Annotated in this window: 21 protein-coding genes and 2 riboswitches; of the genes, 12 read left to right on the plus strand and 9 right to left on the minus strand. The window is 59.3% G+C overall.

The genetic code is table 11. The annotated features are described in order from the left end of the window. Positions 1 to 5: 5 nt before the first annotated feature. Genes ACGK9W_RS13810 through pqqA form a run of 6 tightly spaced genes read right to left on the minus strand, consistent with a single transcriptional unit; the run spans position 6 to position 5,108 of the window. The gene (locus ACGK9W_RS13810; protein ID WP_008171043.1) at positions 6 to 1,928 is read right to left on the minus strand and encodes a prolyl oligopeptidase family serine peptidase; all 1,923 of its coding nucleotides are present in this window, start codon (positions 1,926 to 1,928) and stop codon (positions 6 to 8) included. Next, the gene (gene pqqE, locus ACGK9W_RS13815) at positions 1,894 to 3,030 is read right to left on the minus strand and encodes a pyrroloquinoline quinone biosynthesis protein PqqE (protein ID WP_273018574.1); all 1,137 of its coding nucleotides are present in this window, start codon (positions 3,028 to 3,030) and stop codon (positions 1,894 to 1,896) included. Before pqqE ends, ACGK9W_RS13810 begins: the two co-directional genes overlap by 35 nt. After that, positions 3,027 to 3,302, minus strand: coding sequence for a pyrroloquinoline quinone biosynthesis peptide chaperone PqqD (gene pqqD / locus ACGK9W_RS13820; protein WP_008171040.1), 276 nt, complete (start codon positions 3,300 to 3,302; stop codon positions 3,027 to 3,029). The genes pqqE and pqqD overlap by 4 nt, the downstream gene beginning before the upstream one ends. Next, positions 3,302 to 4,057, minus strand: coding sequence for a pyrroloquinoline-quinone synthase PqqC (pqqC, locus tag ACGK9W_RS13825; protein WP_008171038.1), 756 nt, complete (start codon positions 4,055 to 4,057; stop codon positions 3,302 to 3,304). The genes pqqD and pqqC overlap by 1 nt, the downstream gene beginning before the upstream one ends. Then, positions 4,054 to 4,983, minus strand: coding sequence for a pyrroloquinoline quinone biosynthesis protein PqqB (gene pqqB / locus ACGK9W_RS13830; protein WP_053113099.1), 930 nt, complete (start codon positions 4,981 to 4,983; stop codon positions 4,054 to 4,056). Before pqqB ends, pqqC begins: the two co-directional genes overlap by 4 nt. 53 nt (positions 4,984 to 5,036) lie before the next feature. Further along, entirely contained in the window at positions 5,037 to 5,108 is a 72-nt protein-coding gene (gene pqqA / locus ACGK9W_RS13835; RefSeq protein WP_007153157.1) for a pyrroloquinoline quinone precursor peptide PqqA, read from the minus strand. 277 nt (positions 5,109 to 5,385) lie between these two features. On the opposite strand from pqqA, the gene ACGK9W_RS13840 reads away from it, so the two are divergent. From ACGK9W_RS13840 to ACGK9W_RS13850, 3 genes are read left to right on the plus strand one after another with little or no spacing between them, the layout of a single operon-like run. Further along, a complete protein-coding gene (locus ACGK9W_RS13840) occupies positions 5,386 to 6,027 on the plus strand; it encodes a TetR/AcrR family transcriptional regulator (RefSeq protein WP_014578351.1) in 642 nt (213 codons plus the stop codon). 44 nt (positions 6,028 to 6,071) lie between these two features. Continuing rightward, positions 6,072 to 7,055 carry an MDR family oxidoreductase gene (locus ACGK9W_RS13845; RefSeq protein ID WP_053113100.1) on the plus strand — a complete coding sequence of 328 codons (984 nt, stop codon included), beginning with the start codon at positions 6,072 to 6,074 and terminating at the stop codon, positions 7,053 to 7,055. A 44-nt stretch (positions 7,056 to 7,099) separates the two neighbouring features. Next, on the plus strand, positions 7,100 to 7,678 hold the full coding sequence (locus ACGK9W_RS13850) for a peroxidase-related enzyme (protein WP_053113101.1): 579 nt from the start codon (positions 7,100 to 7,102) through the stop codon (positions 7,676 to 7,678). A gap of 185 nt (positions 7,679 to 7,863) precedes the next feature. Here ACGK9W_RS13850 and ACGK9W_RS13855 read toward each other — a convergent pair whose 3' ends face one another. After that, positions 7,864 to 9,384, minus strand: a complete 1,521-nt coding sequence (locus ACGK9W_RS13855; protein WP_008171025.1) for an aldehyde dehydrogenase family protein — start codon at positions 9,382 to 9,384, stop codon at positions 7,864 to 7,866. 376 nt (positions 9,385 to 9,760) lie between these two features. Further along, positions 9,761 to 9,867: riboswitch (guanidine-I (ykkC/yxkD leader) on the plus strand. Between the two features lie 57 nt (positions 9,868 to 9,924). Here ACGK9W_RS13855 and ACGK9W_RS13860 point away from each other — a divergent pair. From ACGK9W_RS13860 to ACGK9W_RS13880, 5 genes are all read left to right on the plus strand, one after another. Continuing rightward, positions 9,925 to 10,650 carry an urea amidolyase associated protein UAAP1 gene (locus tag ACGK9W_RS13860; RefSeq protein ID WP_405417194.1) on the plus strand — a complete coding sequence of 242 codons (726 nt, stop codon included), beginning with the start codon at positions 9,925 to 9,927 and terminating at the stop codon, positions 10,648 to 10,650. 13 nt (positions 10,651 to 10,663) lie between these two features. Next, entirely contained in the window at positions 10,664 to 11,302 is a 639-nt protein-coding gene (locus ACGK9W_RS13865) for an urea amidolyase associated protein UAAP2 (protein ID WP_008171021.1), read from the plus strand. After that, entirely contained in the window at positions 11,293 to 14,919 is a 3,627-nt protein-coding gene (gene uca, locus ACGK9W_RS13870; protein ID WP_405417197.1) for an urea carboxylase, read from the plus strand. Before ACGK9W_RS13865 ends, uca begins: the two co-directional genes overlap by 10 nt. 70 nt (positions 14,920 to 14,989) lie before the next feature. Then, positions 14,990 to 16,057 carry a putative urea ABC transporter substrate-binding protein gene (locus ACGK9W_RS13875; RefSeq protein WP_008171012.1) on the plus strand — a complete coding sequence of 356 codons (1,068 nt, stop codon included), beginning with the start codon at positions 14,990 to 14,992 and terminating at the stop codon, positions 16,055 to 16,057. A gap of 222 nt (positions 16,058 to 16,279) precedes the next feature. Beyond that, positions 16,280 to 16,891 (plus strand): TetR family transcriptional regulator, encoded by a 612-nt coding sequence (locus ACGK9W_RS13880; protein ID WP_008171010.1) that lies wholly within the window; start codon positions 16,280 to 16,282, stop codon positions 16,889 to 16,891. On the opposite strand, the gene ACGK9W_RS13885 is transcribed toward ACGK9W_RS13880, so the two are convergent. After that, complete coding sequence (locus ACGK9W_RS13885; protein ID WP_008171007.1) at positions 16,874 to 17,773, minus strand: bifunctional transcriptional activator/DNA repair enzyme AdaA; 900 nt, start codon at positions 17,771 to 17,773, stop codon at positions 16,874 to 16,876. The genes ACGK9W_RS13880 and ACGK9W_RS13885 overlap by 18 nt on opposite strands. A 138-nt stretch (positions 17,774 to 17,911) precedes the next feature. Between ACGK9W_RS13885 and ACGK9W_RS13890 the strand changes: the two genes are divergently transcribed. After that, positions 17,912 to 18,682 carry a class II aldolase/adducin family protein gene (locus ACGK9W_RS13890; RefSeq protein ID WP_008171006.1) on the plus strand — a complete coding sequence of 257 codons (771 nt, stop codon included), beginning with the start codon at positions 17,912 to 17,914 and terminating at the stop codon, positions 18,680 to 18,682. 18 nt (positions 18,683 to 18,700) lie between these two features. Here the strand turns inward: ACGK9W_RS13890 and glnT are convergent, their stop codons facing one another. After that, the gene (gene glnT, locus ACGK9W_RS13895) at positions 18,701 to 20,059 is read right to left on the minus strand and encodes a type III glutamate--ammonia ligase (RefSeq protein ID WP_405417200.1); all 1,359 of its coding nucleotides are present in this window, start codon (positions 20,057 to 20,059) and stop codon (positions 18,701 to 18,703) included. Between the two features lie 154 nt (positions 20,060 to 20,213). On the opposite strand from glnT, the gene ACGK9W_RS13900 reads away from it, so the two are divergent. The 3 genes from ACGK9W_RS13900 to ACGK9W_RS13910 all read left to right on the plus strand — a co-directional run bounded on the left by ACGK9W_RS13900 (position 20,214) and on the right by ACGK9W_RS13910 (position 23,205). Continuing rightward, positions 20,214 to 21,245: an alpha/beta fold hydrolase gene (locus ACGK9W_RS13900; protein ID WP_286802943.1), complete on the plus strand. Its 1,032-nt coding sequence runs from the start codon at positions 20,214 to 20,216 to the stop codon at positions 21,243 to 21,245. Between the two features lie 184 nt (positions 21,246 to 21,429). Next, positions 21,430 to 21,538: riboswitch (guanidine-I (ykkC/yxkD leader) on the plus strand. Between the two features lie 66 nt (positions 21,539 to 21,604). Next, positions 21,605 to 22,420: an ABC transporter permease gene (locus tag ACGK9W_RS13905; protein ID WP_008171002.1), complete on the plus strand. Its 816-nt coding sequence runs from the start codon at positions 21,605 to 21,607 to the stop codon at positions 22,418 to 22,420. Further along, positions 22,420 to 23,205 carry an ABC transporter ATP-binding protein gene (locus tag ACGK9W_RS13910; RefSeq protein ID WP_008171001.1) on the plus strand — a complete coding sequence of 262 codons (786 nt, stop codon included), beginning with the start codon at positions 22,420 to 22,422 and terminating at the stop codon, positions 23,203 to 23,205. The genes ACGK9W_RS13905 and ACGK9W_RS13910 overlap by 1 nt, the downstream gene beginning before the upstream one ends. The last annotated feature ends 7 nt before the right edge of the window (positions 23,206 to 23,212 follow it).

The raw sequence follows: 23,212 nt of genomic DNA on the forward strand, positions 1-23,212 counted from the left end.
AGAGTTTAACTCAAGTTCTCCGCCTGATCATTGGCCTTTTGGCTATGCTTTCGGTAGAAGCTGAACATCCATTCGAGCATACCGGCCTGATTGGCCTGTCGCCGGAAACCATGCCCCTCGTCTTCAAACCAGTGCAGCTCCGGCGCCCTGCCCGCGGCTTTCATGGCCTCGGTCATTGCCCGGGTCTGCTCAGGCACCACAACCCGGTCCTGTCCGCCCTGGAAAAAGATCATGGGCGCGGTAATGCGTTCGGCGTGCAACAGGGGCGTTCTCTCCTGCCACCGCTCCGGGTATTTTTCTGGCGACCCCAGTAGCCAATCCAGATAACCGGATTCAAACCGATGGGTCATGGCCCGTAAACGCATGGGATCCGTTACGCCGAACATGCTCGCGCCAGCGGTGAAACGCCTGCTCCGGATCATCGCCATCAGGGCCGTGTAACCCCCGGAGCTGCGACCCTGGATAAACACCCGTCTCCCATCAGCCAGGCCGAAGGAGGCAAGGTGGTCTGCCGCCCGTTCCATATCCGCGACATCCACGTCACCCCACCGACCTTCCAGGGCCAGGCGGAACTCACGACCAAAGCCGGTGCTGCCTCGATAGTTGATTTCAGCGACGGCAAAGCCCCGCTGACACCAGTACTGAACCTGGGGATTGAACACCGGATAGGCCGCCGAAGTGGGTCCTCCGTGAGCAATCAGAATCAGTGGAGGGACGTCTGGCGTGGCCAGCTTCGGAGTGTAGAAAAATCCGTGGATAGAAGCTTCACCCGGGTTCAGAGCCGGAATCTCGATATCCAGCGGCAGTGCCGCCCGCGGCTCTGGCATGGCCTCCTCGCCCCCGGCAATGGTGCGGGCCTGGCCGGTCTCGAGATCAATCTGGAGGACCGCGTCCAGGCGGGTGGCGGCTCGCCCGATGCAGTAAAGATGCTCGCCAGCCGACTGCAGACATCGGAAGTCGCCAAAGCCCCGGGCAACCCGGATTGCTTCACCCGTTTCGCCGGAGCTTAGCCAGAGCTCGCCGGTCCCATTGCAGTAACGAACCCGGGCCCAACTGCCACTGCCTGTCGGGCAGTGGTGGGATTCACCCAACTGCCAGGGCGCGTTGCCATGATCCCGGGCTGGCGATTCGGTGGCGTGCCAAGCGCCCTCGCCCGAAGTATCAATATGCCAGGGTTGCCACCAACCCCCGTGGTCTGACAAAACCCAGAGTTGGTTGCCATCGAACACCGGCTGCTGTACCGACGCCTCAGAAGGTGTGGGCCATTCCCGGCCTTGATCCAGCAATCCATCTTCAGAGCAATTTGCGGTCCACAGCCGTGAACGCAGCCAGGGCATATCCGGCAACTGCCAGCTGGTCCAGGCAACCTGACTGCCATCGGCCGAGACCGCCGGCGCGCTGTAAAAATCCAGGCCGGAATGAAGCACCGAACGCTCGCCCAGCATGGAGACGGCAACCAGCTGCTGCTTGCCCTCTGCTTCCCGTACCGCGAGCACCCGTCGACGGGACTGGTCAGCGACCAACCCACCATAGGCCGCTCCGGGGTCATCGGTCAGGTTGTGGCACTGGCCGTCGGGCAGACTGACAAACCGTATCTGTTGATCCTCGCCAACCACGAACACACCGCTGTCGGCAGCCGCCAGGGCGCCACCACCATAGCCATTTACCCGGCTGCGGATGCCAAGATCATCAGGTCCAAGGCGAACAGGCCCCTGATCGGAAAGGTGCCAGAGCGTATTGCAGCCGCGTGCCGGATCCGTCTCCAGCCAGAACACACCCGCCGGGGCCACCGCAAGTTCCCCACGCTGGACATGCGCCGAGCAGGCCTCGTAGGCACTCAGTACCGTTTTGTCGTGGTGATGGCCGACCAGTGCAGGCTTGATGGCGGAGTTGTTAACCCCGGAAGAAAAGCCGTGAATTATCCGCATTTCGATATACCAGTTCAGTCAGGCCGGCCGTGGCATGATCGGCAGCTTTCCTCGCTGCCAGTATTCGATCATGATACGACGATTTGCTGCATACTGGATCTGCGTTATCCGCTTTGCCCGTCAAAAGATAGGCCTGACAGCGACAGCCACCGAAGTCCTTCTCCTTCTCATCGCAGGAACGGCAAGGCTCGGGCATCCAGGTGTCGCCGCGGTAGTGGTTGAACCCCGGGCTGTCGTACCAGATGTTTTGCAGATCCATGTCTCGGACATTGGGAAAGTCGATGGGCAGCAAACGGGCGCTGTGGCACGGCAGTGCGGTGCCATCCGGGGCCACGGTCAGGAACAGATTACCCCAGCCGTTCATACAGGCTTTCGGGCGCTCTTCGTAATAGTCCGGTGTCACAAAGATCAGCTTCATGGCCGAACCGGATTGCTGCAGCCGTTCCCGGTACCGGTTCACTTCCTGCTCTGCCTTCACCAGCTGCGCTTTGGAAGGCATCAACCCTTCCCGGTTTTCGAAGGCCCAGCCGTAATACTGGCAGGTGGCCAGCTCGACGTAGTCCGCCCCCAGGCGCTCGCACAAATCCATGATGTCGTTCATCTGGTGGATGTTGTGGCGGTGGATCACGAAGTTGAGCACCATGGGATAGCCGGCTTCCTTCACCGCCCGGGCCATGGCCAGCTTCTGGTCAAAGGCCTTTCGGGAGCCGGCCACGGCGTTGTTCAGTTCCGGATCGGACGCCTGAAAGCTCACCTGGATATGATCCAGCCCCGCCTCGGCAAAGGCATCCACCTTGGCCTCCGTCAGGCCCAGCCCTGAAGTAATCAGGTTGGTGTAATACCCCAGGTGCCGCGCCTCGGCGATCAGCTCCGCGAGGTCCTGGCGGACCAGGGGCTCGCCGCCGGAAAAACCCAGTTGCGCCGCCCCCATCGTGCGGCCCTGTCGAAGCACACTCACCCACTCCTCGGTGGTCAGCTCCTGTTGGGTTTGCGCAAAGTCCAGCGGATTGGAGCAATAGGGGCATTGCAGCGGGCAGCGATAGGTCAGCTCTGCCAGCAGCCACAGGGGCGGCCCGGCGTTGTGGGGGTTGGTCGTGCTCATGACAGTTCAATCCAGTGTTGGTGCCGGGCGTCCTGCAAAAATTCGCTGACGTCCTTGCCAAGCGGGCCGGCGTCGGGGAACTGCTGCTCCAGACTGGCGACGATGTCGGCCACGGTACGCTGGCCGTCCACTTGATTGAGAATGGCACCGGCACTGCCATTGAGCTTCACCATTCCTTCCGGATAAAGCAGCACATAACTCTCCTGGGCCGGCTCCCACTGGAACCGGAACCCTCGACGAAAACGCGGCACCTCATTCATACCCACCTCCATTACAGCCCCCGGTGCCAGACCTGTTCGTCGGTCACGGTATGGTACGGCGGGGTGCGATGGCCGTAGGCCATGGTCATGGCATCCAACATGGTCCAGAGGATGTCCAGCTTGAACTGAAGAATCTCCAGGGCCCGGGCCTGCTGTGCCTCTGTGGTGAAGTGGTCGAGGGTAATGGTCAGGCCATGTTCCACGTCTCTTCTGGCTTCGGACAGACGCTTGCGGAAGTAGCTGTAGCCGCTCTCTTCAATCCACGGATAGTGGGCGGGCCAGCTGTCCAGTCGGGACTGGTGGATTTCCGGGGCAAACAGCTCGGTCAGTGACGAACAGGCCGCCTCCTGCCAGGTCGCCCGGCGGGCGAAGTTCAGGTAGGCGTCCACGGCAAAGCGGACACCCGGCAAAACGTGGCGCTGGTCAATCACCTCTTCCCGGCTAAGGCCCACCGCCTCGGCCAGGGACAACCAGGCTTCGATGCCGCCGACATCGCCGTCGTGGCCATCGTGATCCAGAATCCGCTGCAGCCAGAGCCGGCGCACACCAGCGTCCGGGCAGTTGGCCATGATGGCGGAGTCTTTCTGGGGAATCTTGATCTGGTAGTAGTACCGGTTGGCCACCCAGCCGCGGATCTGTTCGGGCGTGCACTGCCCGCCGTACATGGCTTTATGGTACGGGTGGTGGATGTGGTAGTACTGGCCCTTGGCGCGCAGGGCCTGCTCGAAATCCGTCCGATTCATGGCGGTGTTGGCTTTGGCGTTCATGGCTGCCCCGAAAGGTCGATGTGCATTCCATCCCAGGACACCTCGATGCCGTGGCGGGTCAGCTCCGCCCGCTCCGGGGAGTCCTCGTTCAGGATCGGGTTGGTGTTGTTGATGTGTATCAGGATCTTGCGCTGGGCCGGCATGGTGTCGAGCACCTCGATCATGCCACCCGGGCCGCTCTGGGCCAGATGACCCATGGCCTGGCCGGTCTTGGTGCCTACTTCCTGGCGGATCATCTCGTCGTCGTGCCAGACGGTCCCGTCCACCATCAGCACGTCGGCCTGGCGCATCCAGCCGAGAATACGGTCGTCCGGCTCGCCGAGGCCCGGGGCATAAAGGACTGTCTGACCGGTGCGGGTGTCTTTCAGGAACAGGCCAATGTTATCGCCCGGATGCGGGTTGTCCCGGCGCGGTGAATACGGGGGTGCGTTGCTCAGCAGCGGAATGGCGGTCAGCTCGATGGACGGTGCGCAGGGAATGGCAAAAGGCGTCTGCTCGGATGCCTCGATGCGCTGCCAGTTCAGGCCACCGTTCCAGTGCTTGAGCATGGTGAACAGCGGAAAACCACCGCTGAGGTCTTCATGCACCTGTTCGGTACACCAGACATCCATCGGAAGACCCTCGCGCAGGGACAGCAGGCCGGTGGTGTGGTCCACCTGGCTGTCCATCAGCACAATGGCATCAATGCCGGTATCCCTTAAAGCACGTGCCGGCTGCATCGCTTCGAAGGAAGCCAACTGGGCGCGAATGTCGGGGGACGCGTTAAACAGGATCCAGTGCTCGCCGTCTTCACTGATGGCAATGGAAGACTGGGTACGGGCCCGGGCGTTCAGGGTACCCTTCCGGAAGCCGTCGCAGTTGGCGCAGTTACAGTTCCACTGGGGAAAGCCACCGCCTGCAGCGGAGCCCAGAACGTGAATCAACATGGTGGGTCACTCCACAAGCAAAACGGCCAGCTCGAGGCTGGCCGCTTCAGCACTCAGCGATTGGCGAAGTACATGGTGACTTCGAAACCGATGCGGAGATCTTCGTAGGCTGGTTTGGTCCACATAATGCTCACCTCTATTGTCATGATTGTTAGCGCATTGAGGGTGAATCAACGACATTGCCGATAACCCAGTTCCCATCCTATCGGCCGGGGCAAGGGGCCAATATGGTACTTTGGAACTGTTTTTGGCCACCACAAAGTAGCATCGCTCCCACTTGGGAGAGCGAATCCCATTCCGCCCTGGCTGCACCCCATAGCAACTTCACTTGATTTTATTAGACGACCAGTCTAGTTTATTCTGATAATTAAATAGACGATCGGTCTAAATTGAGTCAAGACGATGAACCAGACAGCAGACATCAAGCGAAAACGGGGCCGCCCCCCGAAGACTGAAAATGCCGATTTCAGGGATACCCGGGAAACGCTCATCACCGTGGGCCTGTCAGTGCTGACGGAGAAGGGTTACTCCTCCACCGGCATCGACGAAATACTTCGCAAAGCCGGCGTACCGAAAGGCTCCTTCTACCACTACTTCGACAATAAAGAAGCCTTCGGCCGGATCCTGATCGAAGCCTACGGCCGCTATTTTGCGCGCAAACTTGATCGCTGGTTTGAAGATCGCGCCCTCACTCCCCTGCAGCGGCTCGAAGCGTTTGTTGAGGATGCCAAAACGGGCATGGCCAGGTTCGAGTATCGCCGCGGCTGCCTGATCGGCAATCTGGGACAGGAAATGACCGCCCTGCCCGAGGGTTTCCGTGTTCTGTTACAGGACGTTTTCACGGACTGGGAGTGCCGCACCGCTGGGGTATTGAGAGAGGCCCAGCAGGCCGGTGAGATTTCCAAGGATCTAAAGTGCGATCAGATGGCGCACTTCTTCTGGATTGGTTGGGAGGGCGCGGTGTTGCGCGCAAAGCTGGATCAATCCCCAGAACCACTGGATCGGTTCGCCCAGGGATTTTTGTCGCTACTTCGCGGCTCATGACCCGGGACGAAAAACCATCCTCATAACCCAAACACGGAGGCAACATGTTTAAAGGCATACTCATTGAAGGATCACGCGGCGACCAAAAAGTGTCACTGACATCCATACAAGAATCGGAACTGCCGGAAGGCGACGTTACCGTGGATGTAGCCTTCTCAACCTTGAACTACAAGGATGCTCTGGCCATCACCGGAAAGTCACCGATCGTGAAACAGTACCCGATGATTCCAGGCATCGACTTTGCCGGCACCGTATCAAGCTCCACGCATGCAGACTTCAAGGCAGGCGACCCGGTTGTCTTGAACGGGTGGGGCGTTGGCGAGAAACACTGGGGCGGCCTGGCCGAAAAAGCCCGTGTTTCCGGTGACTGGCTGATTCCTCTGCCCAAGGCGTTTTCTCCTCGACAGGCCATGGCCATCGGCACCGCCGGCTATACCGCCATGCTTTGTGTCATGGCACTGGAAAAGAATGGCGTAACACCTGATTCCGGCGACATCCTGGTGACCGGGGCGACCGGTGGCGTTGGAAGCATCGCGGTGGCGCTGCTGGCCAAGCGGGGTTATTCCGTGACCGCGGTGACCGGCCGATCCGAAGAAGCAGACTATCTGAAGTCGTTGGGGGCCGGAAACATCCTCGATCGCGCTGAGCTGAGTGAACCAGGCAAACCCCTGGTGCGCGAGACCTGGGCCGGCGCCATTGATGTGGCCGGTGGACAGGTGCTGGCCAATGTCTGTGCCGGCATGAAATACCGTGGCGTCGTCGCAGCCTGTGGTCTCGCGGCCGGCATGGACTTCCCGTCCACCGTTGCCCCGTTCATTCTTCGGGGTGTGACCTTGTGTGGCGTGGACAGCGTGATGGCGCCCAAAGCTGAGCGACTCGAAGCCTGGAAGCGCCTGTCGGAGGATCTCGACATCGATCTGCTCGAGCGCATGATCACGGAAATACCCTTTGAAGACGCCATCGAAGGTGCCAGCCAACTGCTGGAAGGCAAGGTTCGTGGACGTATCGTCGTACCGGTCGCAGGCTGAACCGAAACTTCTTGAACCATAAAACCGCCATTAAAGGAATTGTTATGAGCTCGTCCAACGAACAACCAATAAGCCGATTCCCGGTTCCGTCGCTTGAATCACTCCCGGCGGACATACGGGAGAAGATTCTTGCCGTTCAGGAAAAGTCGGGGTTTATCCCCAATGTCTTTCTGGTACTGGCACATCGCCCAGCCGAGTTTCGTGCCTTCTTTGATTACCACGATGCCCTGATGGAAAAAGACAGCAACCTCACCAAAGGCGAACGCGAGATGATCGTGGTCGCTACCAGCAACCTGAACCAGTGCCAGTACTGCGTGGTGGCCCATGGCGCTATTCTGCGCATCCGTGAAAAGAACCCGGAGATCGCAGATCAGGTCGCCGTGAACTACCGAAAGGCCGACATCACTGAACGCCAGAAAGCCATGCTTGATTTCGCCATAAAGGTTTCGCAACAAGCCCAAGAGGTGTGTGACGCGGACTTTGAGGAACTCAAACGCCATGGTTTCAACGACGAGGATATCTGGGACATCTCCGGCATCGCCGCGTTCTTCGGGCTTTCCAATCGGATGGCAAACGTGACAAACATGCGGCCTAACGCAGAGTTCTACTCACTGGGGCGATAAAGCGCTTTGACACCACAATCCGCCCCAATAAAAAAGGCCCTGGGAAGGGCCAAAAGAGAGTGACAGAAAAACCCGAACTCTCGTCAGAGAGCCGCCCCAGCCAGACGCCGGGGAATGAAGGTGCACATCCGCTGTGCTGACTCACAGGCGGGCCCGTGTGGGAGGCCCGCTTACCGCTCATTGATTCAGAAGAAACCCAGCGGGTTGGTGTCGTAGCTGGTCAGCATGCACTTGGTCTGCTGATAGTGCTCGAGCGCCATCTTGTGGGTTTCACGGCCAACGCCAGACTTCTTGTAACCACCGAAGGCTGCGTGAGCCGGGTAGGCGTGGTAACAGTTCATCCACACCCGACCGGCCTGGATGTTGCGGCCCATCCGGTAGGCGAGATTGGTGTCGCGGGTCCATACACCGGCACCCAGACCAAACTCGGTGTCGTTGGCGATGGCCAGGGCTTCTTCCTCGGTCTTGAAGGTGGTAACGCCCACGACCGGTCCGAAGATTTCTTCCTGGAACACGCGCATCTTGTTGTCACCCTTGAACAGGGTGGGCTGGATGTAGAAGCCATTGTTGAACTCTTCATCCAGATGCTCGCGGTCGCCGCCAGTCAGCACCACAGCGCCCTCTTCCTTACCAATGGCCAGGTAGGACATGATCTTGTCGAACTGTTCTTTCGACGCCTGGGCACCTACCTGAACATCGGTGTCCAGCGGGTTGCCACGCTTGATCGACTTGGTGCGCTGAACCACCTTCTGCATGAACTCTTCGAACATGTCTTCCTGGACCAGCGCCCGTGACGGACAGGTGCAGACTTCGCCCTGGTTGAAGAACGCCAGAACCAGACCTTCCACGCACTTGTCGATGAATTCCGGCTCGGCCTTCATCACGTCGGAGAAGTAGATGTTCGGGGATTTGCCACCCAGCTCCACTGTGGACGGGATGATGTTTTCAGCCGCGCACTTGAGGATGTGGGAGCCAACCGGGGTGGAGCCGGTGAAGGCAATCTTGGCAATACGCTTGCTGGTGGCCAGGGCCTGGCCGGCCTCGATGCCGTAGCCGTTAACAATGTTCAGCACGCCCGGCGGCAGCAGGTCACCAATGATTTCCATCAGTACCAGGATGCTGGCAGGCGTCTGCTCGGCAGGCTTCAGCACGGTGCAGTTACCCGCAGCCAGACAGGGGCCCAGTTTCCAGGCCGCCATCAGAATCGGGAAGTTCCATGGAATGATCTGGCCAACGACACCCAGCGGCTCATGGAAATGGTACGCCACGGTATTGTGGTCGATCTCGCCCATGTGGCCTTCCTGGGCACGAAGACAACCCGCGAAGTAGCGGAAGTGATCAGCCGCGAGGGGAATGTCGGCGTTCAGGGTTTCGCGCACGGCCTTGCCGTTGTCCCAGGTTTCAGCGACTGCGAGCTTCTCGAGGTTGGCCTCGATGCGGTCCGCAATTTTCAGCAGGATGTTGGAACGCTCGGTGGGAGAGGTCCTGCCCCACGCAGGTGCCGCCTTGTGCGCTGCGTCCAGGGCCAGATCAATATCTTCGGCACTGGAGCGCGGAATTTCACAGATCACATTGCCAGTGACCGGTGTGATGTTCTCGAAATACTGGCCTTTTACCGGGGCAACCCACTCCCCACCGATGTAGTTCTCGTAACGGGATTTGAAAGAAACGACGGAGCCATCCTTTCCTGGTTGTGCGTAGATCATGATCTCGACCTCTTGTTGTGTTTGTCGCAGGGCAACGCGGCCTTTCGCGTTTACCCATTCAATGTAGACGCCAAACCCGGAAAGTTGAATGGTGCGATGGAGGCGAAAAACTCCTCCCTTGGTAGTAGATGGCTCGAAGGCCATGCCACCATTGGCGCGGCTCCGAAATCACTCTCCGAAAATAAATGCACAGGAAAGGCACTGCTCGATGCACAAAAACAGTGCGCTCGCCCAGGCAAGAAGCAGACCTGTCAGACACCTCAAATCCCACCACAATAAAAAACAGTAATTTAGCGATTGGCATGGACTCTGCAGAGTATCCATTACGCAGCGAGAAGTCGGTTACTGAAACCACAATCAACGCGCCACAATCTGACCAATGGTCAACTAGGGTTCCGGTCTGCCATCAATCCGTGCAGACGGCTGGTCCGAGAGTTGACGACCTTTTCCAAGGTTACACGGCGGGACAAAAGCCCGGGAGGATCGCTCAGTTACTGACGCCTCTCGCTTTTTAAATGCCCTAACCAGGAGGAAAAGGCCATGTTGCAAACCGCAACCCCCCTCTACGACGATCTGATTCCCGGCGGATCCCACTGGTCCTTTATCATGCGCCGCGGCCACGTGCTGCGCCTGATTGACGAAACCGGCGGTGCCAACGTCGGCATGTTGATGTACAACCCCGAGAACCCGCTCGAGCGGTACAACATGCCGGACACCCTGAAAAACCAGCACACCTTCCTGCTCACCAAGGGCCACGTGTTGCTCTCGGACATGGGCCGGGTATTTGCCTCCATCATCCGCGATGACCTGGGCTGGCACGACACCGTCGCCGGCACCTGCAATGCCGATCTGGTGGAAAAGCGCTGGGGCAAAAAGACCTATCAGGAAGCCCATAATCACTACCACCGGAACGGTTTCAAAAGCTTTCTGAACGAACTGGCCAAGTACGGCCTTGGCAAGAAAGACCTGACCGCCAACCTGAACTGGTTCAGCAAAGTAAAAACAGATGACGACGGCAACATGGCCTTCTCCGAGGGCCACTCCCACGCCGGCGCCACAGTGGACCTTCGATTCGAGATGGACACCATCGTGGTGCTGCACACCTGCCCGCATCCGATGAATCCGGCCAGCGAATACCCCAGCCATCCGCTGCGGTACCAGTTGTTCAAGGCGGCCCCGGTGACCGATGCCGATCCGTGCAAAACCTCGTCGCCCGAGGCGACACGGGCATTTGCCAACACCGCTCTTTATCACCTGATGCAGTAATGGGAGGCCGGAGATGATCAAGCAAAGCACATTGAAGCCCGAAAATGCCGCCTTCCGTGAAACCGTACCGGCAGGCGAGTATTTCCTGAAAGTGGTGAACGCCGGCGAAACCATCCGGATTCTGGATCTGGAGGGCAACCAGGCCGCCGACACCCTGTTCTACAACGCCCATAATCCGACCGAACGCTACAGCGCCGTCGACACCATCCGCGAGCAGGGCAACGTCTACCTGACGGCTGGCTCGAAGCTGATGTCTTCTGAAAACAACGTGATGCTGGAAATCACCGCCGACACCTGCGGCCGTCACGACACCCTGGGCGGTGCATGTGCGGCCGAGAGCAACACAACCCGTTATGCCCTTGAGAAAAAGTGCATGCACGCCTGCCGGGACAGCTGGCTGGTGGCCGTCACCGAACACGAAGAACTGGGCATGAGCAAACGGGACATCACCCACAACATCAACTTCTTCATGAATGTCCCGGTCACGGCCGACGGCGGACTCACCTTCGCGGACGGGATTTCCGATGCCGGCAAATACGTGGAGCTGGAAGCGAAGATGGACGTTCTGGTGATGATCTCCAACTGCCCGCAGCTCAACAATCCGTGCAACGGCTGGAACCCGACACCGATTGAGGTGCTGGTATGGAGCTGAGCGGCAGATTCTCAAAGGTCCTGATCGCCAACCGCGGCGCCATCGCCTGCCGGGTTATTCGCACGCTGCGTGACATGGGGCTGACCTCGGTTGCCGTCTACGCCGAAGCGGATTCCGATTCGCTTCACGTACGGCAGGCGGACGAGGCGTATTCCCTGGGAGACGGCCCGGCAGCGACCACTTACCTGGATCAGGACAAACTGTTCGAGGTAATCCGCAAGAGCGGTGCCGGCGCCATCCACCCCGGCTACGGCTTCCTGAGCGAAAACGCCGATTTTGCCCGACGCTGTGACGCCGAAGGCGTGGTCTTCCTGGGCCCGACACCCGAGCAGATGGAGCAATTCGGTCTCAAGCATACGGCACGGTCACTGGCTGAAAGCGCCGGCGTACCACTGCTACCAGGCACCGGCTTGCTGACCAATCTGGAGGAAGCGCTAAAAGCCGCCGACACCATCGGCTACCCGGTGATGCTGAAAAGCACCGCCGGCGGTGGCGGCATTGGCATGTCCCGCTGCTACGGCCCGGACGATCTGGGCAAAAGCTTCGAGTCGGTCCAGCGCCTGAGCCAGAACAATTTCAGCAATAGCGGCGTGTTCCTGGAAAAATTCGTGGAACATGCCCGCCATGTGGAAGTACAGCTTTTCGGCGATGGCGGAGGGCAGGTGTTGGCCCTGGGCGAGCGTGACTGCTCGGCCCAGCGTCGCAACCAAAAAGTGATCGAGGAAGCTCCGGCGCCAGGGCTATCCGACGACGTCCGCTCCCGCATGCACGCGACAGCCCGTCAGCTGGGTGAAAGCATTGGCTACCGCAGCGCCGGCACCGTGGAGTTTATCTACGACCCGGACACCACCGAGTTCTACTTCCTGGAAGTGAATACCCGCTTACAGGTGGAGCACGGTGTGACCGAGCAGGTTTATGGCGTAGACCTGGTCCGATGGATGGTGGAACTGGGCGCAGGCACCCTGCCCGACCTGGCGAAACTGGGCAGCAACCTTGTGCCTTCCGGCCACGCCATCCAGGCCCGGATCTATGCGGAAGACCCCAACAAGGATTTCCAGCCCGGCGCCGGTCTGCTCACCAACGTGGCCTGGCCCGACGAGGATGGCCTGCGAATCGATACCTGGATTCAGCCGGGCACAGAGGTGTCGCCGCTCTATGATCCCATGCTCGCCAAGGTGATTGTGCATGAGGCCGATCGCGAGTCTGCCCGTCAGCGGTTGATGCAGGCACTCGACGACAGTCAGCTCTATGGCATCGAGACCAACCTGAAATACGTGCACCAGGTGCTGGACGACCCACGCTTTGCCGAGGGCAGACTGTTTACTCGAACCCTGAACGAATTCGATTACCAGCCGGCCACCGTGGATGTGCTCAGTGGCGGCACCCTGACCACCATCCAGGACTACCCCGGGCGCATCGGCTACTGGGAAATTGGCGTACCACCGTCGGGTCCTTTCGACAATTATTCGTTCCGGCTTGGCAATCGACTGCTGGGTAATCCGGAAGGGGCTCCAGGCCTGGAAATCACCCTTAAGGGGCCGGTGCTCACTTTCAACCGCGCCACCCAGATTGCGCTGACGGGCGCCCAGCTGGACGCCACACTGGATGATCAGCCCATGGCTTCCTGGCAGGTGATCGACGTGCCCGCTGGCGCCACCCTGAAGCTGGGCGCCACCACGGCGGACGGCGCCCGGGCCTACGTGCTGTTCCGCGGAGGGCTGGACTGCCCCGAATACCTGACCTCCTGCAGCACCTTTACGCTCGGCCAGTTCGGCGGCCATTGCGGCCGCGCCTTGCGGGCCGGCGATGTGCTGGCCCTGGCGGAGTCTGAGCCAACCGGCCTGACCACTCTCCCTGCCGACCTCAAACCGACCATCGGCAAGACCTGGAAACTGCACGTTACCTATGGGCCTCATGGCGCGCCGGACTACTTCACTGGAGAAGATATAGACACCTTCTTCGCCAGCGACTGGGAGATTCACTACAACTCGAGCCGCACCGGCGTTCGCCTGATTGGCCCGAAACCGGAATGGGCGCGCAGCGATGGCGGCGAGGCCGGTATGCATCCGTCCAACATTCACGACAACGCTTACGCCGTGGGCACCGTGGATTTCACCGGCGACATGCCGGTGATTCTCGGTCCTGATGGCCCCAGCCTGGGCGGCTTTGTCTGCCCGGTGACGGTCATCAGCGCTGACCTGTGGAAACTGGGCCAACTGAAAGCCGGTGACAAGGTCCAATTTGTTCCGGTCAGTCAGGACCAGGCCGTGGCCCTGCGGGAAGCCCTCGACGAGTCCATCGCCACCCTGACCGCAGCGACCGCCCATATCAAACCGATCACACCAACCTCCCCGGTTCTGGCGGCACTCAGTGACGATGAACACGAAACCGGCGTGGTTTATCGGGCCGCCGGCGACAACTACGTGTTGGTGGAATACGGCCCAATGGAGCTGGATATCCGCCTGCGCTTCCGCGCCCACGCGCTGATGCTGTGGCTGCGTGAGCAGAATCACGATGCCATTCTGGAGCTGACCCCCGGCATCCGATCCCTGCAGGTGCATTACGACAGCCAGAAACTGAACCAGCGCACGCTGCTGGATCTGCTGATCGGCGCCGAAAAGGAACTGGAAAAACAGCCCGAATGGGATGTGCCCGCGCGCATCGTTCATTTGCCCCTGTCCTGGGATGACGAAGCCTGCCAGACCGCCATCGCGAAATACATGCAGTCGGTGCGGAAGGATGCCCCCTGGTGCCCGAGCAACCTGGAGTTCATCCGCCGCATCAACGGACTGGACAGCATCGATGAGGTAAAAAAGACGCTTTTCGAGGCAACCTATCTGGTGATGGGCCTGGGCGACGTCTATCTGGGCGCCCCGGTCGCTACCCCGCTGGATCCCCGGCACCGGCTGGTGACCACCAAATACAACCCGGCCCGTACCTGGACCGCGGAGAACTCCGTTGGCATCGGCGGCGCCTACCTGTGCATCTACGGCATGGAAGGGCCAGGCGGCTACCAGTTTGTCGGTCGTACCCTGCAGATGTGGAATCGCTACCGCACCACCGATTTCTTCGAGCCCGGCAAGCCCTGGCTGCTCCGGTTCTTTGACCAGGTGCGCTTCTACGAGGTCAGTGCCGAAGAACTGCAGCAAATCCGACGGGACTTTCCCAATGGCGACTACCCGATAAAGGTCGAGGAAACCCGCTTCAATCTGAAGGACTACGAGCAGTTTCTGGCGAACAACGACGACGAAATTCAGACCTTCACAGCCAAGCGCAAACAGGCCTTCGATGAGGAGCTGCAGCGCTGGATCGAGTCGGGCCAGATTAACTTCAGTTCCGAAGCACCGATCGAGGACACCGGCGAAGACGACATTGCCAACCTGCCAGCAGGCCAGCACGCGGTGGAAAGCCACGTAGCCGGTAACCTCTGGGAGTGCCTGGTCAAGCCAGGCGACACCATCGATGCCCAGCGGCCGGTGGCGGTTATTGAATCCATGAAAATGGAAATCGAATTACTGAGCCCCGTAACCGGACGCGTGGTAGACGTGCGCCGGGAAGCGGGACAGGCGGTCTCGCCCGGAACGCCGGTCGTGATCGTTGAAGAGATTACCGAGTAATGCCAGCAACCCCAAAAAACTGAAGAAAGACCAAACCTGCAAACACGGGCAAGGCCCGAGGAGAGACACCATGAAAACACGCGACATCACCAAAGGTCTGGCGGCCGGTCTGTTCACGGCCTCCCTGTCCATGGGTGCAATGGCCGAGGAAAAGGACTCCTTCAGCATCGCATGGACCATCTATGCCGGCTGGGTGCCCTGGCAGTATGCCGAGGACTACGGAATCATGAAAAAGTGGGCGGACAAGTACGATATCGAAGTGGATATCGTGCAGGTGAACGACTACATCGAGTCCATTAACCAGTATACCGCCGGCCAGTTCGATGGTGTGACAGCTACCAGCATGGACGGCCTATCGATTCCCGCAGCCTCTGGTGTGGATACCACCGCGCTGATCGTCGGTGATTACTCCAACGGCAACGACGGCCTGGTTTCAAAAGATGCGTCCAGCATCGAAGAGCTGGAAGGCGAAACCGTTCATTTGGTTGAGTTGTCCGTCTCCCACTACCTCCTGGCCCGCGCCCTGGCCAGCGTTGGCCTGGAAGAACGTGACTTGAGCGTGGTCAACATTTCTGACGCTGATCTGGTCTCTGCATTCCAGACCGACGATGTTCGCCATGTGGCAACCTGGAATCCGTTGCTGAGCGAAGTGGAAGCCTATCCCGGTGCTACAAAGCTGTTTGATTCCAGCCAGATTCCGGGCCACATCAAGGATCTGACTCTGGTAAACACCGAGACCCTGGCCGACAATCCCAAGCTGGGCAAGGCATTGGTCGGAGCCTGGTACGAGACCATGAGTATTCTTGAGTCCGATACCCCAGAGGGTGCGGAGGCGCGGGCATACCTGGGCGAGCTTTCCGGCACGGACCAGGGCGGCTACGAAGCACAGCTGGCAGGCATGAAGATGTTCTGGGAGCCGCAGATGTCGGTGGACTTCATCAACAGCGACGAGGCGTCTGAAGCGATGGACAGCGTACGTGAGTTCTCCTTCGAGAAGGGCCTGCTGGGCCAGGGGGCCATGAGCCCGGACTTCGTAGGCATTGAGTTCCCCGATGGGTCGATCATGGGTGACTCTGGCAACGTGAAGCTGCGGTTTAATGATAGCTACATGGAGATGGCGGCTGACGGAGAGATCTGAACAAGCCGCACTACTGACATTGAAGCTACGGGCACGAACATTCGTGCCCGTTTTTGTTTAGACTTCGCGGGAGGGGTGGTGTGGGGGTGCCTTTCCAAAACTGTGCGGAGCCATGGATGGCGGAGCCCAAGCGTCACATGGATGTGCCGCAAGGAGCGTGTTTTGGAAAGGCACCCTCATACCACCCCGAAACTCCCAAGCCAAGTTAAGTAGACGAATCAGATGCGCCGTACCAAGGAAGATGCCGAGAAAACCCGCCAGACTGTGCTTGAGGCCGCGCTCAAGTTGTTTAGCCGGGACGGTTACTCACTAACGACTTTGAGCCGTATTGCCAAAGAAGCCGGTTGTAGCCGTGGGCCGATCTACTGGCATTTCGAGAACAAGGATGATCTGTACGAAGCTGTACTTGCCTACTCCCAGGAACCGCTGGAAGCCCTGGTCGCGGAGTGTTCTGGCATGCGGGAAACGCCCATTGAGGCCATGGATCATTTTATTGAACGCTGGCTGAGCTTGTTGGCCAATGACCGGAAGTATCGTCAGTCGTTCGAGATTCTGTTGAACAAGACCGAACTAACCGATGCCATGAGCCGAACGCTGAAGCGGGAACGGGCGTTGACCCGGTCGATTATTGCGATGTTCCGGCACCTGGTTGCCCAGGCAGCTGAGCAGGGTCTGATTTCTACACAGGAAGACCCGGAGGATCTGGGACTGCTGAGTTACACCTATCTGATGGGCATTACCCAGACCTGGCTGTTTGCGCCGAAGCTGTTTTCGTTGAAACAGGAAACGGCGTTTTTCCAGCGACAGTTCTGGGTGCTACTGGGTCGAGGCTGAGCGCTCTTTCTCCAGCAATTGCTGTTTTCGGTCGAGGCCCCAGCGGTAACCACCGAGGGAACCGTCACTGCGCAACACCCGATGGCAGGGAATCAGCACGGCGATGCGGTTCCGCCCGCAGGCGGAGGCCACCGCCCGAACGGCTCTGGGCTCACCCAGTCGCTTTGCCAACTCTGTGTAACTCACCACCTCACCTTCGCGGACGCTCAGCAGGAGTTTCCAGACGCGTGTCTGGAATGCGGTGCCACGGATATCCAGAGGGACATCCGGTCTGGGCATGTTCTGGCTCAAATGCTCATCCAGAGCCAACATCCACGCATCCAGCTCCGGCGATCCCTTTGCCCCAGACGGAGCCAGTCGAGCCTTCGGAAACTCCTTCTGTAACTGATCTCCCAGTGCCGTCTCATCATCCCCGAATTCGGCAAAACACACACCCTGATCGGTGGCGGCCATCATCAGCAGGCCGAGAGCCGTTTCCCGGCAGGCATAGGCAATGGTTTCACCTTCCCCACCCTTGCCGTAGCGGGAAGGCGGCATGCCGACCTGTCGGTCTGCCTTGCCATAGACGCGACTGACCGAACCAAAGCCGGCATCGTAGATTGCATCGGTCACGGTCCGGCCTGTTCTCAACGCCCGCTTGTAGTGGTTCAGGCGCAGTGCATCCTGATAAGCCTTTGGTGAGACACCGAAGGTTTCCTTGAACACCCGCTGTACGCGGGATGGCGACAACCCAACCACAGCGCCGAGGTCGGCAAGGCTCAACGGTTCATCTGGCCGGCTCTCGATGTACCTGGCCAGTGCGACCATTCGATCGGCAACGGGCATGGATGCTTTCGCGTCACTATCCTTCTCGTCCTGCATCGGGGTTCGGAAACTTTCCATGCTTCGGCTCCTTCATGTGCGCACAACCCATCATCCATATGATGCGCGTTTGCTTCGCCCCCTTCCATCCGATTCTTGCGGGCGCTACATTGACCGTCAATCAACAATAAAACCAACCGATTCCGAGGGGTCAGCACTATGTCCGAGCAATTGGCAATTCCATCCAAAAAGGGTGAAGTCAGTGAGGAGGAGTGGCAGCTTCGCATTGACCTTGCCGCCGCCTACCGACTGATTGCTCTCTACGGCTGGGACGACCTTATCTTCACCCATCTCTCGGTGCGAATTCCCGGTGACGAGCATCATTTCCTGATCAACCCCTACGGAATGATGTTCGAGGAAATTACGGCTTCCAGCCTGGTGCGCATTGATCAGGAAGGCAACAAGATCAATCCAGACGATTTCGACATCAACCCTGCCGGTTTCACCATTCACAGCGCCATCCATGCGGTTCGTGAGGATGCTGCCTGTGTCATGCACACCCACACGACCGCCGGTGTCGCTGTGTCAGCGCAGAAGGAAGGCTTGCTGCCCTTGTCCCAGCAAAGTCTTTTTCCGCTATCCGGACTCGCGTACCACGATTACGAAGGCGTGGCGCTGCGCGAAGACGAGAAAGCGCGCCTGCAGGCAGATCTGGGCCACGCCCGTTTCATGATCCTGCGCAACCACGGCCTGCTGACCACGGGACCCAGCGTCGCCGAGGCCTTCCTGAACATGTACATCCTGCAGCGCGCCTGCGAGGTCCAGATTCAGGCCATGTCCGGAGGCCAGCCGCTGGTACGTATTCCCGATACCATTCTCAGCTCCATTCGGGAGCAGGCCAAAAAGGTCACCAAGGGCATGGGTGGCAACCTTGCCTGGCCAGGACTTCTCCGGAAGTTGGACCGCATCGATCCAGGCTTCCGAAGCTGACATCAGGCCCTGTAGCTATCAGAACATTTTCAGATAACGGTCCACTTCCCAGGCCGACACGTGGTTCTGATAGCTCTCCCACTCCCCTTTCTTGTATTCGATGAAGCTGTTGAACATGGCTTCACCGAAGACTTCTTTCGCCAGCGGATCGGCCTCAAAAGCCTCCACGGCCTCGCCCAGGTTCCGGGGCAGATACTCGATGCCCTGCTCGGTGATCTCGGCATCGCTGTAGTTGTACATGTTCTCGTGGTGGGGTACGCCCGCGTCCAGACCTTCACGGATGCCTTCCAACCCTGCAGCGAGAATCAGCGCGCTGCCAAGATAGGGATTGCAGGCAATGTCTGCGGCACGGCATTCGATACGCCCGCCCATGCCGGGGATCCGGATCATATTCGTGCGGTTGTTGGAGCCATAACACATGAATACCGGTGCCCAGGTGGAACCGGACATGCTGCCCTGGCGAACGAGCCGTTTGTAGCTGTTCACTGTCGGTGCAATCACGGCACTGATGGCCGCGCTGTGTTTCAGCACACCGGCAGTGAAGTGATAGGCGATCTTGCTGATGCCGCAGTTGTGCAGATCGTCGCCCTTGGGCTCGAACAGGTTTTCGCCGGTTTTCAGATCCGCCAGCGACATATTGTAGTGGGCGCCACTGCCAGTGCGGTCGGCAAAGGGCTTGGGCATGAAGCTGGCGAAAGCGCCATGTTTGCGGGCAATCTCGTTGGCCATCATCCGGAAGAACACCAGGCGATCAGACATCGTCAGGGCGTCAGCGTATTTGAAGTCGGTTTCGAACTGGCCGTTGGCGTCTTCGTGATCAAACGAGTACACATCCCAGCCCAGCTCGTTCATGGCGTCTACCAGCTCATCCATGATGGGCAGGTTATCCATGAGCGTGCGGGGGTCATAACAGGGCTTGCCCAGGTTGTCGCGATCACTCAGCGGGGCAAAGCCGCCATCCTCGGTATCCCGGAACAGGAAGAACTCGGTTTCAATACCGAGATTGAAGCGATACCCCATATCGGCCGCCGCACTCAGCTGACGACGTAGAATATTCCGGGAACAGGCTTCGAAAGGCGCGCCGTTCAGGAACAGATTGCCCGGGAACCAGGCCAGCTGGCGATTCCAGGGGCAGATGGCCAGCCCATCGGCATCCGGCATGGAGGCGACCTCGTCGTCGGAGATATCCTGGGGCACGCCATCCAGGGCGGCGCCTGTGTAAAGCTCCGAGCCTTCCATCATTTGCCCCAAGTGAGCCACGGGCACGAACTTGCCTTTGGTCACACCGTGGATGTCCACGTAGCTGGCAATGGCGTATTTCACACCTTCCTCTGTGAGCTTCTCTTTCAGGGCCTGGGTGTTGGTCAATTCCGTCATCCTGTTTTTCTCCGGCCCGTCATGCGGGCAATCAGTTTGGGTTCTGGCACGTTTCTTTCTTTGTTTTTGCCATTCAACTTACATGCCAGCGTGTATATATAAGAGCGAAGGCGAGAGACTTCAGGCAAACAGTCAGCCTGAAAGAGAGGGGAAAATGGCGTCGAAGCAATGGCTTGTAGAAGATTACGAAGCAGGTGACCTGCCTCTGACTTCCGGCGAAACGTTGCACTCCGCGAGATTGCGGTACCACCGCATCGGCGAGCTGAATGCACCAAAAGACAACCTGATTATGCTGCCCACGTACTACGGTGGTGCAGCCGCGGGTAATCACCCGTGGGTTAGAGGCAACAGCCCCCTCGATCCGGATCGTTACTGCATCGTTATTCCCGCTTTGTTGGGCGCAGGCGAATCATCCTCACCCTCGAACACCGCCGGAGCACAGGGCGGCCCGGGCTTTCCTGCCGTGTCCCTGTATGACAACGTGATGCTACAAAAGCGGTTGGTGGAGGACGTCTTCGGAGACGCCCGGATCGCGCTGGTGATGGGCTGGTCCATGGGCGGGATGCAGGCGCTGCAGTGGGGCTGTTTGTTTCCGACGCAGGTGCGCGCAGTGCTGGCCACCTGCTGCACCGCGCGGTGCTATCCCCACAACCGGGTATTTCTTGAGGGCGTAAAGGCGGCACTGACCTGTGACCACGCCTTCGAGAATGGCCGCTACCGGACTCCACCCGAACGCGGACTCCGGGCCTTCGGCCGGGTTTATGCGGGCTGGGCTTATTCCCAGGCGTTTTTCCGTCACGAGCTCTGGCGCGAACAGGGTTTTGGCTCCATTGAAGAGCTGCTTCGATTCTGGGAGCAGGATCATCTGGGCCAGGACGCCAATGATCTGCTCACCGTGCTGAACACCTGGCAGAACGGCGATATCAGCGACAACCCCGTATTTGGCATGGATTTCGACGCGGCGCTCTCTGCCATTGCCATGCCTACCCGGATGATGCCCTGCACCACCGATCTCTACTTTACCAGGGAGGACGCCAGTGAGGATGGCCTCCGGATGCCTGGCGCAACCGTGGAATCGCTGGAATCGGACTGGGGCCACGTTGCCGGTGGTGCGGGCCGGGAGGCTGCAAGCCACAATCGCATCCTTGCGGCCGCCCGGGCTTTGCTCTCGGGAAAGGCGTCATGATCGAGCACCCGAACCTATGTTGCACCAACCCGGTGCATATTTTTGCCGACTCCTTTGCCGGGATGACCCGTTTTCGCCCGCTCTTCGGATCTGGCATGCCATCTGCACTGTTTCCGACTGACGGTTTTCAAAAACCCGATCCGTTCAAAGCACTGTTCACAACACCGCAGACAGAGCGACGGACAAAATGGGTGACTAGGGTTCCGGTCCGGGCAGTCAAGATTCCCGGATGGCTGGTCCGAGAGTTACCGACCTCTGGGGAGGTTACACGGCGGGACAAAAGCCCGGGAGACTGAATCGCAAGGGACGCTGTTACCCGCGATGACCTTGCCGTGTTGTGTAACCAGAGGAGACGATTCATGCGAATGATCAACCATCACCCCGGGCGTGTTTCCGCTACCCTCTTGGGCCTGCTGCCCTTTCTGTTGATCATGCTCATCTACAGCCTGGCCTCCCAGGAGCGCCTGGCAGACAACCCCAACGATAAACTCCTTCCCGGCCTGGAGCAGATGACCGCGGCCGTGGATCGCATGGCTTTTCAGGAGGACCGTCGCAGCGGCGACTACCTGATGTGGCAGGACACGACCGCCAGTCTGGCGCGCCTTGGAATGGGCGTCGGTATCGCCGCGTCGCTGGCGCTGGTGGTCGGTATTCTCAATGGAGTGCTGCCACTGGTCAGGGCCAACCTTGCTCCTCTGGTTTCTGCCCTTTCCATGGTGCCGCCGCTGGCCATACTACCGATTCTCTTCATTGTGTTCGGGCTGGGCGAGCTTTCCAAAGTCATGCTGATCGTAATCGGAACCGCGCCCATCATGATGCGGGATGTGGCCCAGCGGGTCCGCGAACTTCCCGGCGAGCAACTGATCAAGATCCAGACTCTGGGCGCGAATTCCTGGCAAGTAATCACCCGCATGGCCCTGCCCCAGGTGCTGCCCCGCCTGATCGACGCCGTGCGCCTGAGCCTTGGCCCCGCCTGGCTGTTCCTGATTGCTGCCGAGGCGATTGCCTCCACCGAAGGCCTCGGCTACCGGATCTTCCTGGTGCGGCGCTACCTGGCCATGGACGTGATCCTGCCCTATGTCATCTGGATCACCATTCTCGCCATTGTTATCGACCAGTGCCTGCGCCTGGCAAACCGCAGGCTGTTCCCCTGGTACAACGCAGGAGGCCACTGATGAGCTTCATTACCGTCAACAATCTCTGGAAAGAATACGGTGACCAGGTGATCCTGGAGAACCTGAACCTGAGCGTGAAACAGGGCGAATTCTGCACTCTGGTGGGCGCCTCCGGTTGTGGCAAATCCACCTTCCTGAAAATGCTGTTGGGCCAGGAAACCCAGACCCGCGGCGAACTCTTACTGGAGGGCGAGGCCTTCCCCGGCGAGCCGGACCGAAACCGGGGTATCGTATTCCAGCGCTACTCGGTGTTCCCTCACCTGACAGTGCGCCAGAACGTGCTGATGGGTCTGGAACTGGAACAGAAGCCCTGGCTGGGCAAACTGTTCGGCAGCGCCCGCCGCGAAGCCCTGGAGAAAGTGGGTGCCATGCTGGAGTCTGTGGGCCTGAGCCCATCAGCCAACAAATGGCCCCACGAACTCTCCGGCGGCATGCAACAACGCCTCGCCATCGCCCAGTCGCTGATCATGCGCCCACGAGTACTCCTGCTGGACGAGCCATTCGGCGCATTGGACCCCGGCATTCGGGGCGACATGCACGATCTGCTATTGAAACTCTGGCAGGAAACCGGCACCACCATCTTCATGGTGACCCACGATCTGAAGGAAGGTTTTTACCTGGGCACCCGACTGCTGGTGTTCGACAAGGTGCGCAACGATCCCCATGACCCACAGGCATTTGGTGCCACCATCACCTACGACTTGCCGATCGGGCAGACAGATCGAAAACTGTTCGAAGACATTCACCAGTCGGTCAGCGAGACAGCCCGTAATCAGGCCGCCTGATCTAACG

Source organism: Marinobacter flavimaris (genome assembly GCF_045057155.1).
GTDB classification, from domain to species: Bacteria; Pseudomonadota; Gammaproteobacteria; order Pseudomonadales; family Oleiphilaceae; genus Marinobacter; species Marinobacter manganoxydans.